16 protein-coding genes and 2 tRNA genes are annotated in these 18,692 nt (G+C 71.5%); 11 read left to right on the forward strand and 7 right to left on the reverse strand.

Annotation, left to right across the window (positions count from 1 at the left end; translation table 11 throughout):
• Positions 1 to 767 precede the first annotated feature (767 nt).
• On the reverse strand, positions 768 to 1,649 hold the full coding sequence (locus FBY41_RS12645; RefSeq protein ID WP_141844597.1) for a 3-methyladenine DNA glycosylase: 882 nt from the start codon (positions 1,647 to 1,649) through the stop codon (positions 768 to 770).
• Between the two features lie 69 nt (positions 1,650 to 1,718).
• On the opposite strand from FBY41_RS12645, the gene FBY41_RS12650 reads away from it, so the two are divergent.
• From FBY41_RS12650 to FBY41_RS12685, 8 genes are all read left to right on the forward strand, one after another.
• A complete protein-coding gene (locus tag FBY41_RS12650) occupies positions 1,719 to 3,179 on the forward strand; it encodes a hypothetical protein (protein WP_141844598.1) in 1,461 nt (486 codons plus the stop codon).
• A gap of 64 nt (positions 3,180 to 3,243) precedes the next feature.
• On the forward strand, positions 3,244 to 4,023 hold the full coding sequence (locus FBY41_RS12655) for a fumarylacetoacetate hydrolase family protein (RefSeq protein ID WP_141844599.1): 780 nt from the start codon (positions 3,244 to 3,246) through the stop codon (positions 4,021 to 4,023).
• A 33-nt stretch (positions 4,024 to 4,056) separates the two neighbouring features.
• Positions 4,057 to 5,700 carry a glutamate--tRNA ligase gene (gltX, locus tag FBY41_RS12660; RefSeq protein WP_260439732.1) on the forward strand — a complete coding sequence of 548 codons (1,644 nt, stop codon included), beginning with the start codon at positions 4,057 to 4,059 and terminating at the stop codon, positions 5,698 to 5,700.
• A 9-nt stretch (positions 5,701 to 5,709) separates the two neighbouring features.
• The gene (locus FBY41_RS12665; protein ID WP_141844600.1) at positions 5,710 to 6,360 is read left to right on the forward strand and encodes a GNAT family N-acetyltransferase; all 651 of its coding nucleotides are present in this window, start codon (positions 5,710 to 5,712) and stop codon (positions 6,358 to 6,360) included.
• Entirely contained in the window at positions 6,357 to 7,166 is an 810-nt protein-coding gene (locus FBY41_RS12670; protein WP_260439733.1) for an HAD family hydrolase, read from the forward strand. The genes FBY41_RS12665 and FBY41_RS12670 overlap by 4 nt, the downstream gene beginning before the upstream one ends.
• 58 nt (positions 7,167 to 7,224) lie before the next feature.
• Positions 7,225 to 7,296: transfer RNA gene (locus FBY41_RS12675), tRNA-Gln, on the forward strand.
• Positions 7,297 to 7,385: 89 nt separating this feature from the next.
• Positions 7,386 to 7,461: transfer RNA gene (locus tag FBY41_RS12680), tRNA-Glu, on the forward strand.
• A gap of 148 nt (positions 7,462 to 7,609) precedes the next feature.
• The gene (locus FBY41_RS12685) at positions 7,610 to 9,370 is read left to right on the forward strand and encodes an alpha/beta hydrolase (protein ID WP_141844601.1); all 1,761 of its coding nucleotides are present in this window, start codon (positions 7,610 to 7,612) and stop codon (positions 9,368 to 9,370) included.
• Between the two features lie 7 nt (positions 9,371 to 9,377).
• Here the strand turns inward: FBY41_RS12685 and FBY41_RS12690 are convergent, their stop codons facing one another.
• Both FBY41_RS12690 and FBY41_RS12695 read right to left on the reverse strand, forming a co-directional pair.
• Complete coding sequence (locus tag FBY41_RS12690; protein ID WP_221629272.1) at positions 9,378 to 11,543, reverse strand: bifunctional lysylphosphatidylglycerol flippase/synthetase MprF; 2,166 nt, start codon at positions 11,541 to 11,543, stop codon at positions 9,378 to 9,380.
• A gap of 177 nt (positions 11,544 to 11,720) precedes the next feature.
• Complete coding sequence (locus FBY41_RS12695; protein WP_141844602.1) at positions 11,721 to 12,335, reverse strand: MerR family transcriptional regulator; 615 nt, start codon at positions 12,333 to 12,335, stop codon at positions 11,721 to 11,723.
• Positions 12,336 to 12,409: 74 nt separating this feature from the next.
• Between FBY41_RS12695 and FBY41_RS12700 the strand changes: the two genes are divergently transcribed.
• Positions 12,410 to 12,970 (forward strand): DUF4188 domain-containing protein, encoded by a 561-nt coding sequence (locus FBY41_RS12700; protein ID WP_260439734.1) that lies wholly within the window; start codon positions 12,410 to 12,412, stop codon positions 12,968 to 12,970.
• On the opposite strand, the gene FBY41_RS12705 is transcribed toward FBY41_RS12700, so the two are convergent.
• The 4 genes from FBY41_RS12705 to FBY41_RS12720 form a co-directional block, all read right to left on the reverse strand.
• Positions 12,967 to 13,251, reverse strand: a complete 285-nt coding sequence (locus FBY41_RS12705; protein ID WP_141844604.1) for a DUF3072 domain-containing protein — start codon at positions 13,249 to 13,251, stop codon at positions 12,967 to 12,969. The two genes, FBY41_RS12700 and FBY41_RS12705, sit on opposite strands and share 4 nt — an antisense overlap.
• A gap of 74 nt (positions 13,252 to 13,325) precedes the next feature.
• Complete coding sequence (gene fgd, locus FBY41_RS12710) at positions 13,326 to 14,333, reverse strand: glucose-6-phosphate dehydrogenase (coenzyme-F420) (protein WP_141844605.1); 1,008 nt, start codon at positions 14,331 to 14,333, stop codon at positions 13,326 to 13,328.
• Between the two features lie 109 nt (positions 14,334 to 14,442).
• On the reverse strand, positions 14,443 to 15,396 hold the full coding sequence (locus FBY41_RS12715; protein ID WP_260439735.1) for a peptidoglycan-binding protein: 954 nt from the start codon (positions 15,394 to 15,396) through the stop codon (positions 14,443 to 14,445).
• A 267-nt stretch (positions 15,397 to 15,663) separates the two neighbouring features.
• A complete protein-coding gene (locus FBY41_RS12720) occupies positions 15,664 to 16,416 on the reverse strand; it encodes an IclR family transcriptional regulator (protein WP_020142814.1) in 753 nt (250 codons plus the stop codon).
• Positions 16,417 to 16,592: 176 nt separating this feature from the next.
• Here FBY41_RS12720 and leuC point away from each other — a divergent pair, with 176 nt between their 5' ends.
• Entirely contained in the window at positions 16,593 to 18,068 is a 1,476-nt protein-coding gene (gene leuC, locus FBY41_RS12725) for a 3-isopropylmalate dehydratase large subunit (protein WP_141844607.1), read from the forward strand.
• 3 nt (positions 18,069 to 18,071) lie between these two features.
• A complete protein-coding gene (leuD, locus tag FBY41_RS12730) occupies positions 18,072 to 18,665 on the forward strand; it encodes a 3-isopropylmalate dehydratase small subunit (protein WP_141844608.1) in 594 nt (197 codons plus the stop codon).
• Positions 18,666 to 18,692 lie beyond the last annotated feature (27 nt).

Below are 18,692 nucleotides of genomic sequence, written 5' to 3' on the forward strand. Positions count from 1 at the left end.
ATGGGTTCCTCCTCTCAGTAGACGGTGGTGGTGTTCGTGCCGAGGACCGACCACGCATCCCACGTCGTCGGGTCGGAGAGCCCGGTCACGCGACGGGGACGTACAGGTGGTGGTGGCCGGGGGTGGAGGTCTCGACGGCTCGTCCTCGGCTCCTACGGGACGGAGGAACCCGTTGTCATGTGGTGGCGCGAGCTGCCTCAGATCCTCTCCCGGGCCTCGGCCGCGGACCCGCGAGCGGGAATGACGGTGCATGGCCCCTTCGTCGAAAATGATCAACTGACGATGTACGTGCAGGGCCCCTCTGTCTCCACGGTCCTGGAGTTCGCCCGCGCTCACGTGCTGCGCCCCTCACCTGGCAGAGTGATTGCGTACGTCAGCGCCCCGGGTATGCCTGCCCCCCAGACGGGAGCATCAGTGCTTCTGGACGCCACGACCCAGCCGACGACCGCCCGCACTCGCTGAGGACAGCCGAAGGACAGGAAGTGTGCAACCTCCGCTTCTGCCGCGGACGTGACGTCCGATCGTGCCGCGGACGTCACGGCCGATCCTGCCGCTGCGAGCGAGGGGTAAAGGTGAGGCTGTCACGTGCAGTGATGGGCTACGGTCCGGTCGGTATGAGGCGCTCTCGGCCCTTGACCGACGGGCGCGTGACCGTGCGACCGGTCGTAGCGGCTGACGCGCCCGCGTTCCTCCTGACGCCGACCCCGGCCGCGGCGCGGAACCGTCAGGGTGGAGAGGGCTGAACGTCCGCTCTTGCCGCACTGCGATCAAGTCCCGTCTCGGGCGGTGTGCAGGATGTCGTCGCAGACGGCGATCAAGCGCTTCCGCAGTGCCTGGCCGCGTTCGGCAAACGCACGTTGTTCGGCGACGTAGGCGGCCTTGCCTTCCGCGGTCTCGATCGGCACCGGCTCGTAGCCGAGCTCGCGCAGGTCGTAGGGCGCCGCCCGCATGTCGAGCGAACGGATGTCGCGGGCGAGCTCGAAGCAGTCCATGACGAGGTCGCTCGGCACGACGGGCACGAGCTTGTGTGCCCACTTGTAGAGGTCCATCCCCGCGTGCAGGCACCCGGGCTGCTCGAGCTGCGGCTGGGTCTCACGCGTGGGCGTCATGGCATTGAGCGGTGCGGCTTCAGGGGTGAAGAAGCGGTAGGCGTCGAAGTGTGAGCAGGTCAGCTGGTGGCTCTCGACCACGGCATCGGTGCCGGAGGCCCCGAGGCGCAGCGGCCAAGCCGAGTGCCGCACCGCGGAGGGACCCTGGCGATAGACCATCGCCCACTCGTGCAACCCGAAGCAGCCGAAACGCGCCGGACGCCCCGCCGTCCTGACGAGCAGGTCGCGCACGAAGCGCAGGGTGTCGCCGCGTGCCGTAGCGAACGCCTCGATGTCGACGCTGACGACGTCGCCGTCGACGGCGTAGAAGCGCCAGTCGCGGTGTGGCGCGCCACCGGCCCCTGCGAGACCCACGCCGGCGCCCGGGTGCCAGCGTCGAAGCTGTGCCGGCTTGAAGGAGTAGTAGGTGAAGAGGAAGTCCTCGACGGGATGGGCGCGGTGGTCGCGCCGGCGCGCGACGTGCGCGGCAGTGGCGGAGTCGACGCGCGCCTCGTGCGCCGCCGCCCGCTCCCGCCACGTCGGCTCGTCCAGGACCTGCACCCCACGAGGGTAGGTGACTGCCGCCGGCGATCCCCACCGCCCACCGGCGGGCCGGGGCAGGATGGCCTCATGGCACCGGACGTCGATCTACCCACGCACGTGCTGCACCGCCTGACGTGCTACACCCCCGAGCGCGAGTGGACCGAGGTCCCGGACGACGACCGGCTCGTGCAGGACCTCGTGCCCAACGACGTGACGCGGCGTCCGCAGTGCTACAAGCGCTACGACGACGACCTGCGGCGGGTCCTCCTGCCGCCGGACCTCGCCGGGTCGTCGGCTCCCGCCACGGCGGTGCTCGCGGGCACCGCGGACGTCGAGGCGAGCCGGCTCGACCTCCCGGGCCTGTCCCGTCTGCTCTACCTGTCCTCCGGGGTCACCCGGCGCACGACGCGCCCCGACGGTGGGGTCATGCTCTTCCGCGCCGCGGGCTCGGCGGGGGCGCGCTTCCCGCTCGAGCTCTACGTCGCCGTCCCGCGCGGGGCTGCCGTCGACGGGCTGGAGCCGGGACTTCACTGGTACGACCCCGAGGCCCATGCCCTCGTCGTCCTCGGACCGCCGCCGTCGGGTGACGCCGTGACCGTCGTCGTCACGGGGGTGCCGTGGCGCACCGGCTGGCGCTACCGCGAACGCGGCTTCCGCCACATCTACTGGGATGCCGGCACCATGCTCGCCCAGACGCTGGCCCTCGCCGACTCCGCGGGCCTGACGGCGCGCCTGTTCACGACCTTCCCCGACGCCGAGGTGGCCGCCCTCGTGGGCGCCGACCGGGTGCACGAGTTCCCGGTCGCCCTCGTGGCCCTCGGCCCGGGCGACCCCGCCGTGCACCTCACCGGCGACCCGATGTCCGGCCACCACGACGCCGACGGCCTCGAGTTCCCGCTCGTCACGGCCGCCCAGCGCGCGGGGGAGCAGCGCGTCCTCGGCGCCGAGCTCGAGCGCGGGACTCCGGTCGAGCTCACCTCCGCGGGCGGCCCGAGCACCGACGCCGTCGTGGTCAGCAAGGGGTCGATCCGCCGGCTCCACCCCGACCGCTCCCTCCCGCGCCGTGTGCTCGTCGACGCGATGAGTGCCTCGCTGCGCGGCATCGACGTGCCGCACTGGGTGGCGGTCAGCGGCGTCGACGACGTGCCGACCGGCATCCACCTCTGGCCCGACCTCACGTCGCCGGTGCGCCCGCTCGACGAGCAGTCCCTCCGTGACGAGCTCTTCACGGCTGCCCTCGAGCAGGGGCTCGCGCGCGACGCCTCCTTCGTCGCCATGAGCGGCATCCCGCTCGACGGGCTCGACGACCACGGCTACCGCGAGGCCCAGCTGCTCGCCGGGCTCGCCGAGGGCCGGCTCCACCTCATGGCGTATGCGTTGGGCGCGGCGGCCTCGGGCATGACCTTCCGCGACTCCGACCTCGCAGGCCTGCTGGGCCGCGACGTCGCAGGGCTGCTGTGGACGTGCGTCGGCGTGCCGGAGTACCGCACGCGGCCGAGCGGCACGCCGGGGTCACCGGCCGACGTCACCATCGTCTGGCCACGCTGACAGCGCCGACGGCGCACACGGCGCCGAACGCATGGCCGCGCCGGGCCCGTCGTAGGGTGGGCGCGTGCGCATCGCGAGGTTCACGACCGGGGACGACCCGGCATACGGCATCGTCCAGGGCGACCCCGGCACCGAGGTGATCACCCCGCTGGCCGGCGACCCGCTCTACATCGGGCTCCAGCCGAGCGGCGGCGACCCCGTCCTCCTCGAGGACGTGCGCCTGCTCGCGCCCGTCATCCCGCGCTCCAAGATCGTCGCGATCGGCAAGAACTACGCCGACCACGCCAAGGAGATGGGCGGCGAGGCTCCGGCCGAGCCGATGATGTTCTTCAAGCCCAACACCTCGGTCGTCGGCCCGTTCGACCCGGTGGTGCTGCCTGCGGGCAGCAGCGAGATCTCCTACGAGGGCGAGCTCGCCGTCGTCATCAAGACGATCACCAAGGGCGTGAAGGCCGAGAACGCCGCCGAGTGCATCTACGGCTACACCATCGCCAACGACGTGACGGCCCGCGACTGGCAGCGCACCGACGGCCAGTGGGCCCGCGCCAAGGGCTTCGACACGAGCTGCCCCCTCGGCCCGTGGATCGAGACCGAGCTCGACCCCAGCGATCTCGCCATCGTGACGACGCTCGACGGCGACGTGAAGCAGGACGGCACGACGGCCGACATGATCCACGGCATCGGCGCGATCATCGAGCACGCCTCTGCCGCCTTCACGCTCCTGCCCGGAGACGTCATCCTCACCGGCACGCCGGCGGGCGTCGGGCTCGTCGAGGCCGGCCAGCAGGTCACCGTCGAGATCGCAGGCATCGGGTCGCTGACCAACACCTTCGTGCGTCGCTGACCCTTTCGGGCTCCCACTAGGCTGGGTCGCACCATGAGCGACAACACCTCCAGCACCGGTATGCCGTCTTCCCCCGTCCCCGACGCACCCGTCGGCGCGCTCGACCCCAGCTCCGTCGAGCAGGTCGAGGTCCGTCAGCCGGAGGGTGCGCGCGTCTCGACCTCTGACGGGTCGGGCCCGGTGCGCGTGCGCGTGGCGCCGTCGCCGACCGGTGACCCGCACGTGGGCACGGCCTACATGTCGCTCTTCAACCTCGCCTTCGTGCGCCAGCAGGGTGGCCAGTTCATCCTGCGCGTCGAGGACACCGACCGCGCCCGCTTCCGCGCCGACAGCGAGGCGCAGCTCTACGACATGCTCGGGTGGCTCGGGCTGCACTGGGACGAGGGCCCCGACATCGGTGGACCCTTCGCGCCCTACCGCCAGTCGGAGCGGCTCGACACCTACCGGCCCTACGTCGACCAGCTGCTCGAGTCGGGCCACGCCTACTACTGCTGGTGCTCCCGCGACCGCCTCGACCAGATGCGCGAGGTCCAGCAGAAGACCAAGCAGCCGACCGGCTACGACCGGCTCTGCGTCGGCAAGACCCGCGAGGAACGGGCCGAGCTGCCCGGCTTCACCGAGACGCCCGTCGTGCGCATGCTCGTGCCCGACGACGTGCCGCTCGTCTTCGACGACGTCATCCGCGGCAAGGTGTCGGCTCCGCGCCCCGACGACCAGGTGATCCTCAAGGCCGACGGCTTCCCGACCTACCACCTCGCCGTCGTGGTCGACGACCACCTCATGGGGGTCACCCACGTCGTGCGCGGCGAGGAGTGGATCAGCTCGACCCCGAAGCACATCCTGCTCTACCGCTGGCTCGGGCTCGAGGCGCCCAAGTTCGCGCACATGCCGCTGCTGCGCAACACCGACAAGTCCAAGATCTCCAAGCGCAAGAACCCGGCAGCCCGCCTGACGTGGTTCCGCGAGCAGGGCTACCTCCCCGAGGCGCTCGTGAACTTCCTTGCGCTGCTTGCCTATCCGCCGCAGCAGGATGCGGAGGGCGCCGATGTCGAGGTGTTCACCTTCGAGGACTTCAGCCGCACGTTCGACTGGGCGAAGGTCAACCCCATCGGCCCGATCTTCGACCTCAAGAAGCTCGACTGGCTCAACGGCGTCTACATCCGCTCGCTCGAGGTGGGCGAGTTCGCGAGCCGCCTGCTGCCCTATCTCATCGAGGACGGAGTGCTGGGCGAGACGCAGTCGCTCGGCGAGCTGGCCCGGCTCAAGGCCGTTGCCGAGCTGATCCAGACCCGCATGGTGCTGCTCACGGAGGCGCCCGCCCTCGTGCGCCCCTTCTTCATCAGCGACGACCAGCTCGCCATCGACGACGACGCGCGCGCCCAGCTCAAGGACGACTCCGGCGCCGTGCTCGACGCGGCCGTGCGGGTGCTCGGTGACATCGACGACCACGGCTCCGGCGTCCTCGGCACGGGCAGCGCCTGGAACGCCGCCACCATCGAGGCCGCGTTGCGCGAGGCGATCGTCGACGGGCTCGGCATCAAGCCGCGCTTCGCCTTCGGCCCGCTGCGCACCGCGGTGTCCGGGGCGCGCATCTCGCCGCCCCTCTTCGAGTCGATGGAGATCCTCGGCAAGACCTCGACGCTCGCGCGGCTCCGGTCGCTGCGCGACTCCCTCTGACAGGTCCCGATGCGCCTCGTCGACGTGTGGCCGTTGCACGGGCTTCGCCTGACGACAGTCGATCTCGACCTGAGGCCGACGACGGAGGCGGAGCTGCCGCAGCTGTGTGAGATCCTGCCGGACGACCTCGAGACCGACCCGGCGGCGACGCGCTATGCCGGCCTCGACGACCGTGCCAACCACCGCGCCATCCTCGCCCAGGGCTACTGGCGGTCCATGGGCACGTGGTCGCCGCACGACTGGGTGGTGCCGTTCGCCGTGCGCCACGAGGGTGAGCTCGTCGGCATGCAGGCGCTCGAGGGGCCGGACTGGACGTCGGACCGCACGGTCGACTCGTGGTCGTGGCTCGCGGCCGACTCCCGCGGCAAGGGGTGGGGCAAGCAGATGCGGGCGGCCGTGCTCGCCCTCGCGTTCGGCCCGCTCGGTGCCCGGGCAGCGATCAGCTCCGCCGTCGTCGACAATGCCTCGTCTCTCGGCGTCTCCCGCTCGCTCGGCTACCGCGAGACGCACGTCTCCGTCCTCGAGCACTCGGGCCAGACGCTGCGCCACGTCCGCCTCGAGCACGAGGCCTGGCAGGCCTCGGGTCTGGGCGACGGCGTCGTCGTCGAGGGCGCCGACCGCGCGACCCTGGCACTCTTCGGCGTGCTGGGTGACGCGTGAGCCCGCCCGCCCTGCGCGACGTGCCGGACGGCATACGGACGCGGACCGACGGCGCGAGCCGCACCCTGCTCGAGCGCGAGCTGGACGGTGCGCAGGCGCTGCTCCTCGACGTCGACGACACGATCGTCGACACCCAGGGGGCGATGGTGGAGGCCGGCACGGTGGCCGCGGCCGCCGTGTGGCCCGAGCGGCACGGCGAGCACCGCGCCGTCGCGCAGCGCTACTACGACGACCCCGCCCAGTGGTTCCGGAGGTATGCCGCGGGCGACGTGGGTTTCGACGCCATGCGAGCGGGCCGGCTCGGCGAGGTGGCCCGCGCGCTGGGGCTCGACCTGCCCGACGGCGCGCACGAGCGCTACGAGGAGGCCTACGCGCCGGCCTTCCGGATGGCCCAGCGGCTCTTCCCCGACGTGCCCGCCCTGCTGGCGGCGGCCGACCAGGCGGGGCTTCCCGTCGCGCTGCTCACCAACTCGGCGCACGCCCCGACCCGGGTCAAGCTCGAGGCCCTCGGTCTGCACGACCGCTTCGACGTCGTCGTCACAACAGACACCCTCGGCTTCGGCAAGCCGGACGTGCGGGTCTACCTCGAGGCCTGCCGCCAGGTCGGCGCCGACCCCGGTGCCGTCGTCTGCCTCGGCGACAGCCTGGAGTGGGACGTGCTGGGTGCGCGCACCGCCGGCCTGCGGGCTGTCTGGCTCGACCGTGCGGGTGCCGGCACGGCGCAACCGGTGGCCTCGGTGCGCGGGCTCGACGAGGTCACGGCAGTCCTCACCACCCGATTTGGGCGCGCGCTCGGGGACCGGTAGTATTCCTCTTCGGTTCACAACGCAGAAGGCCGCGAGGCGCGCTCGGAGTGAAACCCCTTGGGGTATGGTGTAATTGGCAACACTACGGTTTCTGGTTCCGTCATTCTAGGTTCGAGTCCTGGTACCCCAGCTTTGGTCCGACGTCGTCGGGCCGATTCGAAGAAACGATGCCTTCACGGTATGGTTCCTTCTCGTGCCGAGTCCGCTCGGTTCGCGCGTGGCCCCGTTGTGTAGCGGCCTAGCACGCCGCCCTCTCAAGGCGGTAGCGCGGGTTCGAATCCCGTCGGGGCTACCACGTCGCAAGGCCCGGATCCTCTCGAGGATCCGGGCCTTTGCCGTGCACCTTGGACAGTCCCCCGAATGGAGGGACGCAGCCTGCCGGCCAGCCCTATGCTCTGCCGTGACGAGGCCGGTGGTGCGGCTCGGGGAACGAGGGATGACGTATGTCGGTGGCGGTGGAGTCCGAGCAGACCCCGGAGCAGGAGCGCTCCGCCCGGCCGGTTCCAGGCGGCAAGCCCGCCTGGCGCGGGTGGCGGCCGACCCTTGGTCGCCCGGTCCGGGTCTTCGAGCCGTCCTTCTCGGGCACCGGGCTGACGATGGCCGCGTGGTTCTTCGCGCTGTCGCTCGTGCCCTCGCTGCTGCCGCGCTCGGGCATGGTGCAGGGCGTCGTGTCCGGCGTCACGGTCATCATCGGCTACGCATTCGGGGCCGCCTGCCAGGCGATCTGGGAGTACCTCGGCATCCCGAAGCCGCGGGGGCGGGTGCGCACCGTCCTCGTCTGGGTCACCGTCGGGCTCGGCATCTGGGCAGCGGTCTTCACCGGATGGCGCATGGTGGGCTGGCAGAACGAGATCCGCAGCACCTTCGGCATGGAGGCCACCTCACCGACGATCTGGCCGACCATCCTCGCTCTCACCGTGGTCGTCGCGGTCCTGCTCCTCGTCATCGGACGCGCGCTGCGACTGCTCTTCACCACTCTCGTCCGCTGGCTCGACCGGGCGCTCCCGCGACGGGTCGCGGTGCTCGTCGGCAGCGTCCTGCTCCTCGTGCTCGGATGGGCGCTGTTCAGCGGCGTGCTCGTCAACGGCTTCTTCACCGTCGCCAACAACATCTTCGGCACGCGTGACACCATCATCGCCGATGACATGCGCCAGCCGCAGAACGCCGAGCGCTCCGGCAGCCCGCAGTCGCTCTCCGCCTGGGAGGTGCTCGGCCGTCAGGGCCGCTACTTCGTCGGCGGCGGTCCCACGGTCACGGAGCTGAACGCCGCGAACGGGGGAGGGGCGAAGGAGCCGATCCGGGTCTACGTCGGGCTGCGAGGCGCCGACTCGCTGCAGGCCCGGGCCGACCTGCTGCTCGAGGAGCTCAAGCGCACCGGTGCCTTCGACCGCAAGGTCCTCGTCGTCGCCACGACCACGGGCACGGGCTTCCTCGACCAGAACGGCGTCGACCCGCTGGAGTTCGCCTGGAACGGCGACACCGCGATCGCGGGGGTGCAGTACTCCTACCTGCCGAGCTGGATCTCGCTCCTCGCCGACCAGGACGCCGTCAAGGAGACCTCGCGCGTCACCTTCGACACCGTGCACCAGTACTGGTCGACGCTGCCCGAGGCCACCCGTCCCAAGCTCTACCTCTACGGCCTCTCGCTCGGCTCGTTCGGTGTCGAGAGCATCCTGTCTCAGATCAACATCATCAACGAGCCGATCGACGGCGCGCTCATGGTCGGTCCGCCCTTCGTCAACGAGCTGCACGCCAGCCTCACGGCGCAGCGCGATGCCGGCAGCCCGGCATGGCTGCCGATCTACGAGCAGGGGCGCACCGTGCGCTTCACGGCAGAGCAGAACGGCCTGGACCGCACGACAGGGCCGTGGGGGCCGACGCGCCTCGTCTACCTCCAGCACGCGAGCGACCCGATCGTCTTCTTCAACCAGAGCTTGGCCTTCACTCCGCCCGAATGGCTGAAGGACGGCCAGCGCGGCCCCGACGTCTCGCCGCGGATGGGGTGGTTCCCGGTCGTCACGATGTGGCAGGTGCTGCTCGACCTCCCGGGTGCGGGCAGCATCCCGATGGGGTTCGGCCACCTCTACTCGGCCAAGGCGAACCTCGAGGGCTGGGTCGGGGTGACCAACCCGCCCGACTGGACCCCGGACAAGACGGAGAAGCTCGCCGCCATCCTCGAGGCGCGTCCCTACAAGGACACCTGACCGGTCGTCAGCGCGTCGGCGCGTCCTCGCGGATGGTCTTGAGGCCGGCCGCGGCGAGGTCGCGCATCGAGGCGCCCGGGAGGTAGGCCGAGGTGAGGGCCAGACCGATGCGCGGCAGGGCCGCCTCGTCCGGGAAGACGAGGTGGACGGGCTCGCCCCGCGGCGAGAACTTCTGCTTGAAGCTCTCGAGCGAGCGGAACCCGTAGAGCGGCTCCAAGGCCTCTCCGAGGGCGCCGAGCAGCCGGTCGAGCGGCTCGCTGTCGGCGGTGTCGCCACCGGCGTGGGCCAGCGGTGCGCCCGACAGCGACACGAGGTCGGAGCCCTGCTCCTTGAAGGACAGGCAGGCGCTCGCGATGAGGAACTCCGTGACCGGCCGGAAGCCGTCGGGCAGGCGCCGCATGACGTCGAGGGTCCAGCCGTGCGGAGTGCCCCCGGCGGCATACACCGGCAGCCAGGAGGTCACGCCGTGCACCGTCGCTTCGGCATCGATGGCGAGCCCGACGACGGTGTCGGGATCGAGCGCCTCGTCGACGCCGCCGAGCGTGAAGGCCATCTCGGGCAGCCCCTTGTCACCGACCCAGAGCTCCGAGATGGCGCGCACCTGGGTGAGGATGCCGCGCGGCATCTCGGCGAGGCGGCCCTCGCGGTAGGTGATGCCCTCCTTGGCCGCGCGGTTGAGGGCCGTGCGCACGCTCTGCCACTGCTTTCCCTTGAACTCGAGGGTCGGCAGGTCGATGATCGCCTCCTCAGCGACGAGCAGGTCGCGGTAGCCGCGAGCGGCGCCCCAACTCTCGACCTCGGACGTCACGCTGAAGAAGCACACGATGAGGCCCTGGGCCTCCTGCGCCTCGACGAACGCGTCGAGCACCGCCGTGCGGGTCGCCTCGTCGGCGCCGACGGCGTCTCCGAGGGCGATGGCGACGCCGCGGTGCACCTGGAAGGCGATGTAGCCGGACGGCTCGCCGGCTGTGTCACGCCGGACGAACCAGCGGTTGGACTCCCACGTGCCCATCCACGACATGGTCGTTCCGCCGTGGGTCTTGAGCAGCGAGATCGCCGTCTCGCGGTCGTTCATGTCGGCGAGCGCAGCGCGGCGCGCGCGGCGACTGGTGCGCGCGCGGAACGCTGCGCGCCCGAGGATCAGCACGAGGATCTGGAGCGACCACAGCACGATGTCGACGACGAGCTCGGGCACCGACGAGGTGATGACCGTGCCGGCTGCGCTCAGCTCGTCGGCCGCTGCGAGCTCGACCCACAGCACGACGAGGCCGGCGAGCAGCGACAGGGTCGAGAGCGCGCCGGCGATGAGCCAGGCACGGTGAGAGCCGCGGCGCAGCCCGTTGGCGAGGAGGACGGACACGGCGGCGCCGACGAGGACGGAGATGGCGCTGGAGTCGGAGGACGTCGCGCCGAGCGGACCGTCCGAGGGCACGAAGTAGAGCACGAGGCGGACAGCCGCGGCGATGAGGAAGCCGGTGAAGGCGATCATCCGCCACTCGTGACGCGAGAAGCGGACCCCGACGGGGGCCGGGCGACGACCGACGAGGAAGGGGCCGAGGAGCAGGCCGAAGCCGACGCCGATGAGGTGCTCGAGGTCCCAGAGCAGGCCGATGTAGAGGAAGGAGAGTACGACGTAAAGGGAGAGGAGCAGCCGCACCCGGCCGCGCCACGGGGGCACGAGCGTGACACTCGCTGCGGCCACCGCACCGAGCACGCCGGCGCTGAAGCCGGTGTCGAGCACCGTCGCGGTGCGTTCCGCCCAGCCCCACCCGGTGCCCGACAACGCGAGCAGGACCATGGCCGCGCCGAGAACCCCCACGAGGTGCGACGACACTGCCGCGATGGCGACCCGGCGAGTGCCGAGACGCCACTCGGACCAGCCGAGGAGCACCGCTGCGCCGCCGACCACCGGAAGGTACTGGGCAGGCGTCAGGGCGAAGAACGCGCCGGTGGCCGGCGTCCACCACCGGCCGTCCTGGAACGCCGGCAGCCCGTAGGCAACCGCGTCGAGCAGGGAGCGGTCCTCGAGCGGGTCCCACAGCGTCCTCGTGGCGATGCCGAGCGCGACCATGAGGGCCACGACCCCGATCGTCAAGGGAACGGCGCGTGCGATGCGTCCGGCGCGGTGGGCCACGCCCTCGGGTGTGTCGTCGCTGGTCACGTCGGTGGTCACATCAGCCCCTTGCCCTCGCTGCGCAGCCGGTCGTCTCGGGTGGATGCTAGCCGCCTCGAGACCCGGCACAAGTGCAGCTGCCATCGGGCGGCACGTCGGTCGGGGCCGGCCGGTCTCCCCGACAGAGAGCGCCCCCGCGATCGAGAGAGCACTTCGCCGTCGGGCACCGCGTGCCGCTCACGACCCGCCGGCCTCGAACCGTCGAGCGCTGAGGGCCTCCTGGGCGACCCGCCGCAGGGCGATGACGACGGGATCGGTCAGCACGTTGCCGATGATGGCATGGTGCAGGGCGTCGCCCGGCGACATCGCCGCCAGCTCGGGCACGACGTCGGCGTCGGCGACGCGGGTCATCGCGGCATACCAGCTCGTCAGGGTGGCGTCGGAGATCGGCCAGCCGGCCGCCTCGGCTGCCGCGAGCGCCTGCGCGAGCTGGGTGCTCGCCGGCGAGCCCGCGCAGTCCGGAAGCCCCAGCGAGGTGATGCGGGCGACCACGGCCTCCGGCGGGGGGCCGCTCGCGGACTGACGCAGCACGTCGTGGGCAGTGCCGAGGAGCAGGTGCCGGCTCTCGGGCGGCACGTCGAGCGCGGTGACCACCTCGCGCACCCGCTCGATCGACAACCGCCCGACGTCGATGAGGGTGCGCACGAGCCGGACCCGCTCGACGTGCGTCTCGTCGTAGTCAGCTCGCGTGGCCCCTTGGGAGCGGCCCGGGTGGAGCAGGCCTTCACGCAGGTAGTACTTGAGGGTCGCGATGGTGACACCGGTCGTGTCGGCGAGCTCCGAGATCCGCATGGCGCCTCCAGGGGTTGACAGTAGATAGTGTCGCTGTCCAAGATTGGATAGCAACACTATCCATGGAGGTCCGCGTGTCAGCACCCACCCCGTCCGTCCCAGCCGCGCCGTCCGGCCCAGCCGGCCCCCCGTCGAGCGGGCCGGCCTTCCAGCGCGAGAGCCACGACCACGACGGTGGGCTCGCCGTCTTCCTCATCGGCATGCGGGTCAACCAGCCGTGGCGCCCCGACCTGTGGGCCCCCGTGTTCGGTGCCATGCCACGCATGCTCGCCGAGCTGTATGCCGCGAAGGCGGCCCACGCGCGCGGCGAGGCCGACGACCTCGGCTTCCTCGACGGCCGCACCCTCATCGGTGCTGGCGGGCCGACCCTCGTGCAGTACTGGCGCAGTGCCGAGCACATCTACGCCTACGCGAGCGACCGAGACCGCGAGCACCACCCGGCCATGCGCGCGTTCTACGCCCGATCGAGGCGCGCGACCGGCGCCGTGGGCATCTGGCACGAGACCTTTGCCGTGCCGGCGGGCGCCCACGAGAGCCTCTATCTCGCGATGCCCCCGACCGGCCTCGGCAAGGCCTTCGGGCTGACGTCCGACGTGCGTCGTCGCCGCCACGCCCGCCTGCCCGTGGCGGGCTAGGACGAGGACGTCGACGTCTCGTCAGGGGCTCCGCGGCCGGTCACGCCCTGGAGCCGGTCGATGTGCTCGGAGGCCTCGGCCTTGGTGAGGTCGGCGGGCAGGGTCTCGCCGGCCTCTCGCGCCAGGGTCTCGAGGTAGCTGCGCTGCGCCCCGGTCATGGCCTCGTCGCCGGTCACCCAGTCGTCGGGGTCCTTGATGGTGCTGCTCCCGCCGGCGGGGGCTCCGGCCCCGATGACATCGACGTCGGGCTGCTCTTTCGAAGGTGTGTTCGATTCACTCATGACCCACTCCTACCCGGAGGGGACGCTCTTGCACCACCGCGGCAGCCGCGACGTGTGCGACCCGATCGGCTGGCTCAGCCGAGCTCGCGCAGGCCCGGCAGGACGTCGGCCGAGAACTGCTCGAGGAAGCGGCCCTGGTCGTGGCCCGGGGCGTGGAAGACGACGTGGTTGAAGCCCCAGTCGACGTACTGCCGCACGGCCTCGACCGCCTCCGCGGGGTCGCTCGTGACGATCCACCGCCTGGCGATCTCCTCGTCGGAGAGCTCGTCGGCGAGCCGCTCCATCTCGATCGGGTCGTGGACGCCGTGCTTCTGCTCGGCGGTGAGCGACAAGGGTGCCCAGAAGCGCACGTTGTGCAGCGCCTGCGCGTGGTCACGGTCGTAGGAGAGCTTGATCTCGATCATCCGGTCGATGTCGTCGCGGGTGCGTCCGGACTTCTCGAGGCCCTCGTCGACGGCCGGGAGCAGCTTGTCCTCGTAGAGCTCGCGGCCCTTCCCGGACGTGCAGATGAACCCGTCACCCGACCGGCCGGCATACCGCGCGACGAGCGGCCCGCCCGCAGCGACGTAGACGGGCACGGGCTGCTCGGGGCGGTCGTAGACCGACGCCCCGTGGGTGCGGTAGAACTCGCCCTCGAACTCGACGCGGTCCTCGGTCCAGAGTCGGCGCATGAGCGTCACGGCCTCGCGGAGGCGGGCGAAGCGCTCCTTGAAGTCCGGCCACGGCGACCCCGCGGCGCCGACGGCGACCTCGTTGAGCGCCTCGCCCGTGCCGATCCCGAGGACGATGCGTCCGGGATGGAGCGCGCCGAGGGTGGCGAACGCCTGCGCCACGACGGCGGGGTTGTAGCGGAACGTCGGCGTCATGACGGAGGTCCCGAGCACGACGCGCTCGGTGCGCTCGCCCGCGGCGGCGAGCCACGCCATGGCGAAGGGAGCGTGCCCGCCCTCGTGCCGCCACGGCTGGAAGTGGTCGGAGATGAAGACCGAGTCGAGCCCGACCTCCTCGGCCTGCACGGCATACGTGACGAGGTCGCGGGGTCCGAACTGCTCCGCTGACGCCTTCCAACCGACCTTGAGCACGGTGCCTCCTGAGGTGACCTTGGGGTGTCCGGTCAGCCTACGTCCGTGGGGTCGTGCCCCGTCAGGGCAGGAGCGGGGGTATGCCGTGCGGCCGGCACCCGTGCGCCACTCACCAGTGCACGACGACCTTGTCGCCGATGCGGACCTCGTTGTAGAGCTGGATGAGCAGCGGCTTGTTGCGCACGTTGACGCAGCCGTGCGAGGCGCCGGAGTAGCCGAGGCGGGCGAAGTTCGACGAGTAGTGCACGGCCTGGCCGCCGGAGAAGAACATCGCGTAGGGCATCGGCGTGTGGTAGAGGTTCGAGATGACGTCGACCTTCTTGAGATAGACGGAGAAGACGCCTTCACGGGTCGGCAGCTCGTCGCTGCCGAAGCGGACGTCGAAGCCGTACTGCGGCACACCGTCGACGACCCACGTGAGACGCCGCGTCGACTTGCTGATGCACATGACGCGTCCGGTCATGCAGCGCTCGTCGACGTCCCACGAGACGGAGGCGGGCTTGGCCTCCGGCGGCTTCGGCTTGACGTTGGCGAGCTCGTCGGCCGTCGGGCGGCGCGTCATCGCGATGAGCTTGTCGTAGGTGCGCTCGTCGGCCGTGCCGGTGACGGGGTAGCCGCGCTTCGCCTGGAAGCCGCGCACCGCGGCGGCGGTCTTCGCGCCGTAACGGTCGGAGACGTCGCCGGCGAACCATCCGATCTGGCGCAGGCGGGCCTGGAAGGCGCGGACCTTGGGGCCGGTGTCACCCTGCTCGAGGATGATGACCGCCGGCGGCGGCTTCGGGGTGGTGGTCGGGGTCGGCTTGGCTGTCGGGGTGGGCTTGGCGGTGACCGTGGGCTCCGGCGTCAGCGGCTGGGCGGTCGTCGTCGGCACGGCTGTCGAGGTGGGGGGCTCGGGCGGCGTCTCGGCGCTCGACGGGGGAGCAGTCGCCCGCGACGACTGGGCGACCTTCGTCGGGTTGGCGATCACCGCGGCGTCGGGCGTGCACGCGGACGCGGTCAGCGCGATGGCGATCGCGCCGCCGATGGCGAGGAGCCGGCGAGCGACGCCGGCTCTCGTGGTCACCTGCTGCATGGTCTTTCCCCTGTCGACACTGGCGCCGCTGCCGGCACCCATCATGCGCACGGTCACCGTCGACCGCACGCTCAACAGACTGACGCGATCGAGCTCCCCGAGGTTGTCGCCCCGGCGGACCGGGTCCGGATCGTGACCGATCCGTTGCCTTGGCGATGGGCGTGGCGGTGGGCGTGGCGGTGGGTGTGGCGACGGGGTGGGACCGCTCTGGCGCCGCTCTGGCGCCGCTCTGGCGCCGGGTCGGCCCGGCTCCAGACGTCAGGCGTTGTGCTGCTGCTGCTGTTGCTGCTGCATCGCGTGGTGGCGGCGCAGCACCTCGGTGAGCTTGTTGGCGCCGGCGACGACGGTCGCGGCGTGCAGCCGACCGGGCTGGCGCGAGAGCCGCTCGATCGGCCCCGAGATCGAGACGGCGGCGACGACGCGACCCGACGGGCCGCGTACGGGAGCGGACACCGAGGCCACCCCTGCCTCACGCTCGGCGACGCTCTGGGCCCAGCCACGGCGACGGACACCGGACAGCGCGGTCGCCGTGAAGGCGGCGCCCTGCAGGCCACGGTGGAGCCGGTCGGGCTCCTCCCAGGCGAGCAGCACCTGCGCGGCGGAGCCGGCGAGCATCGAAAGGGTGGCCCCGACCGGGATCGAGTCGCGCAGACCCACGGGCCGCTCGGCAGCGGCGACGCAGATGCGCTGGTCGCCCTGGCGACGGAAGAGCTGCGCGCTCTCGTTCGTGTGGTCGCGCAGCGCGCCGAGCACCGGGCCGGCGGCCGCGAGCAGTCGGTCCTCGCCGGCGGCGGAGGCGAGCTCGCCGAGGCGCGGACCGAGCACGAAGCGACCCTGCATGTCACGCGAGACGAGCCGGTGGTGCTCGAGCGCGACGGCGAGGCGATGGGCGGTCGGACGGGCCAGACCCGTGGCGCCGACGAGCTGCGCGAGGGTGGCCGGACCGGCCTCCAGCGCCCCGAGCACGGTGGCTGCCTTGTCGAGTACGCCGACGCCAGAAGAGTTGTCCATGCACTGATATTGACGTCTCAGGCACTGAGACGTCAATCCATGGGGCCCACAAAGGGTCCACGCTGGCGGATGAGCGACGTCGCGACCGGGTCCTCGGTGGCGCGCGCTCGCCTTGAGTCACCATGGCAGCGACAGCGGCACGAGCGGGCATGAGCCCCGCGAGCGGAAGGTTGGAGATGGCAGGCACACTCGCCGAGAAGGTCTGGGACGCACACGTCGTGCGACGTGCCGAGGGGGAGCCGGATCTCCTCTACATCGACCTCCACCTCCTCCATGAGGTGACCAGTCCCCAGGCGTTCGACGGCCTGCGCCTCGCCGGTCGCCGGGTGCGCCGCCCCGACCTCACGCTCGCGACCGAGGACCACAACGTCCCGACGACGCCGGGCCCGATCACCGACCCGGTGTCGAAGGTCCAGGTCGAGACGCTGCGCCGCAACTGCGAGGAGTTCGGGGTCCGCCTCTATCCGATGGGTGACGCCGACCAGGGCATCGTCCACGTCGTCGGCCCCCAGCTGGGTCTGACGCAGCCGGGCATGACCGTCGTGTGCGGCGACAGCCACACCTCCACCCACGGCGCCTTCGGGGCCCTCGCCTTCGGCATCGGCACGTCGGAGGTCGAGCACGTCCTCGCCACCCAGACGCTGCCGCTCAAGCCGTTCCGCACCTTGGCCGTCAACGTCCGGGGCGCCCTGCCCGACGGCGTGACCGCCAAGGACGTCGTGCTCGCCGTCATCGCCAAGATCGGCACCGGCGGCGGTCAGGGCTACGTCATCGAGTACCGCGGCGAGGCCATCGAGGCGCTCTCGATGGAGGCGCGCATGACGGTCTGCAACATGTCGATCGAGGCCGGCGCCCGCGCCGGCATGATCGCTCCCGACCAGACGACCTTCGACTACCTCAAGGGCCGCCCGCACGCACCCACCGGCGCCGACTGGGACGCCGCAGTCGCCGAGTGGACCGCGCTGCGCAGCGACGACGACGCCGTCTTCGACGCCGAGGTCGACCTCGACGCCACCGAGCTGACGCCGTTCGTCACCTGGGGCACCAACCCCGGCCAAGGCCTCCCGCTCTCGGAGTCGGTGCCGGACCCCGAGTCCTTCGCCGACGAGAGCGACCGGCTCGCCGCAGCCAACGCGCTGGCCTACATGGGTCTCGAGGCCGGCACGCCCCTGCGTGACATCAAGGTCGACACCGTCTTCGTCGGCTCGTGCACCAACGGCCGCATCGAGGACCTCCGCGCCGCCGCGGCCGTCGTCAAGGGCCACCAGGTCGCCGACGGCGTGCGGATGCTCGTCGTGCCCGGGTCGGCCAAGGTGCGCCTCCAGGCCGAGGCCGAGGGCCTCGACACCGTCTTCACCGAGGCGGGGGCGGAGTGGCGCCTGCCCGGCTGCTCGATGTGCCTCGGCATGAACCCCGACACCCTCGCGCCGGGGGAGCGCAGCGCCTCGACCTCCAACCGAAACTTCGAGGGGCGGCAGGGCAAGGGTGGCCGCACCCACCTCGTGAGCCCGCTCGTCGCGGCGGCCACCGCCATTCGTGGCACGCTCTCGAGCCCGTCCGACCTCGACGCCCCGCCCCCCGGTGAGCTGGCGTCCGCCACCACCGGCGCGACCGCCACCGCCGGCGCGACCGCCACGACCGGAGAGGCCTGAGCCATGGACGCATTCACGACCCACACGGGCGTCGGCGTGCCGCTGCGGCGCAGCAACGTCGACACCGACCAGATCATCCCGGCCGAGTACCTCAAGCGGGTGACGCGCACGGGCTTCGAGGACGGCCTCTTCGCGGCCTGGCGCAAGGACGAGTCCTTCGTCCTCAACAGTCCGGTGTATGCCAATGGCTCGGTCCTCGTGGCAGGCCCCGACTTCGGCACGGGCTCGAGTCGAGAGCACGCCGTGTGGGCCCTCATGAACTGGGGCTTCCGCGTCGTCATCAGCTCGCGCTTCGCCGACATCTTCCGTGGCAACAGCGGCAAGCAGGGACTGCTCACCGCGATCGTGTCGCAGGACGACGTGGAGCTGATCTGGAAGTACCTCGAGAACAACCCGGGCGCCGAGATCACCGTCGATCTCGTCTCCCGCACCGTCCACGCCGGCGAGATCGTGGCCCCCTTCGAGATCGACGACTACACCCGCTGGCGTCTGCTCGAAGGGCTGGACGACATCGGTCTCACCCTCCGACACGAGGACGAGGTCTCGAAGTTCGAGGCGTCGCGGCCCACTCACAAGCCGGTGACCACCCTCGCCTGATGGACCCGAGCCGACAGGATCGTGCCT

The sequence above is a fragment of the Humibacillus xanthopallidus genome, assembly GCF_006716675.1.
Lineage (GTDB): Bacteria > Actinomycetota > Actinomycetes > Actinomycetales > Dermatophilaceae > Humibacillus > Humibacillus xanthopallidus_B.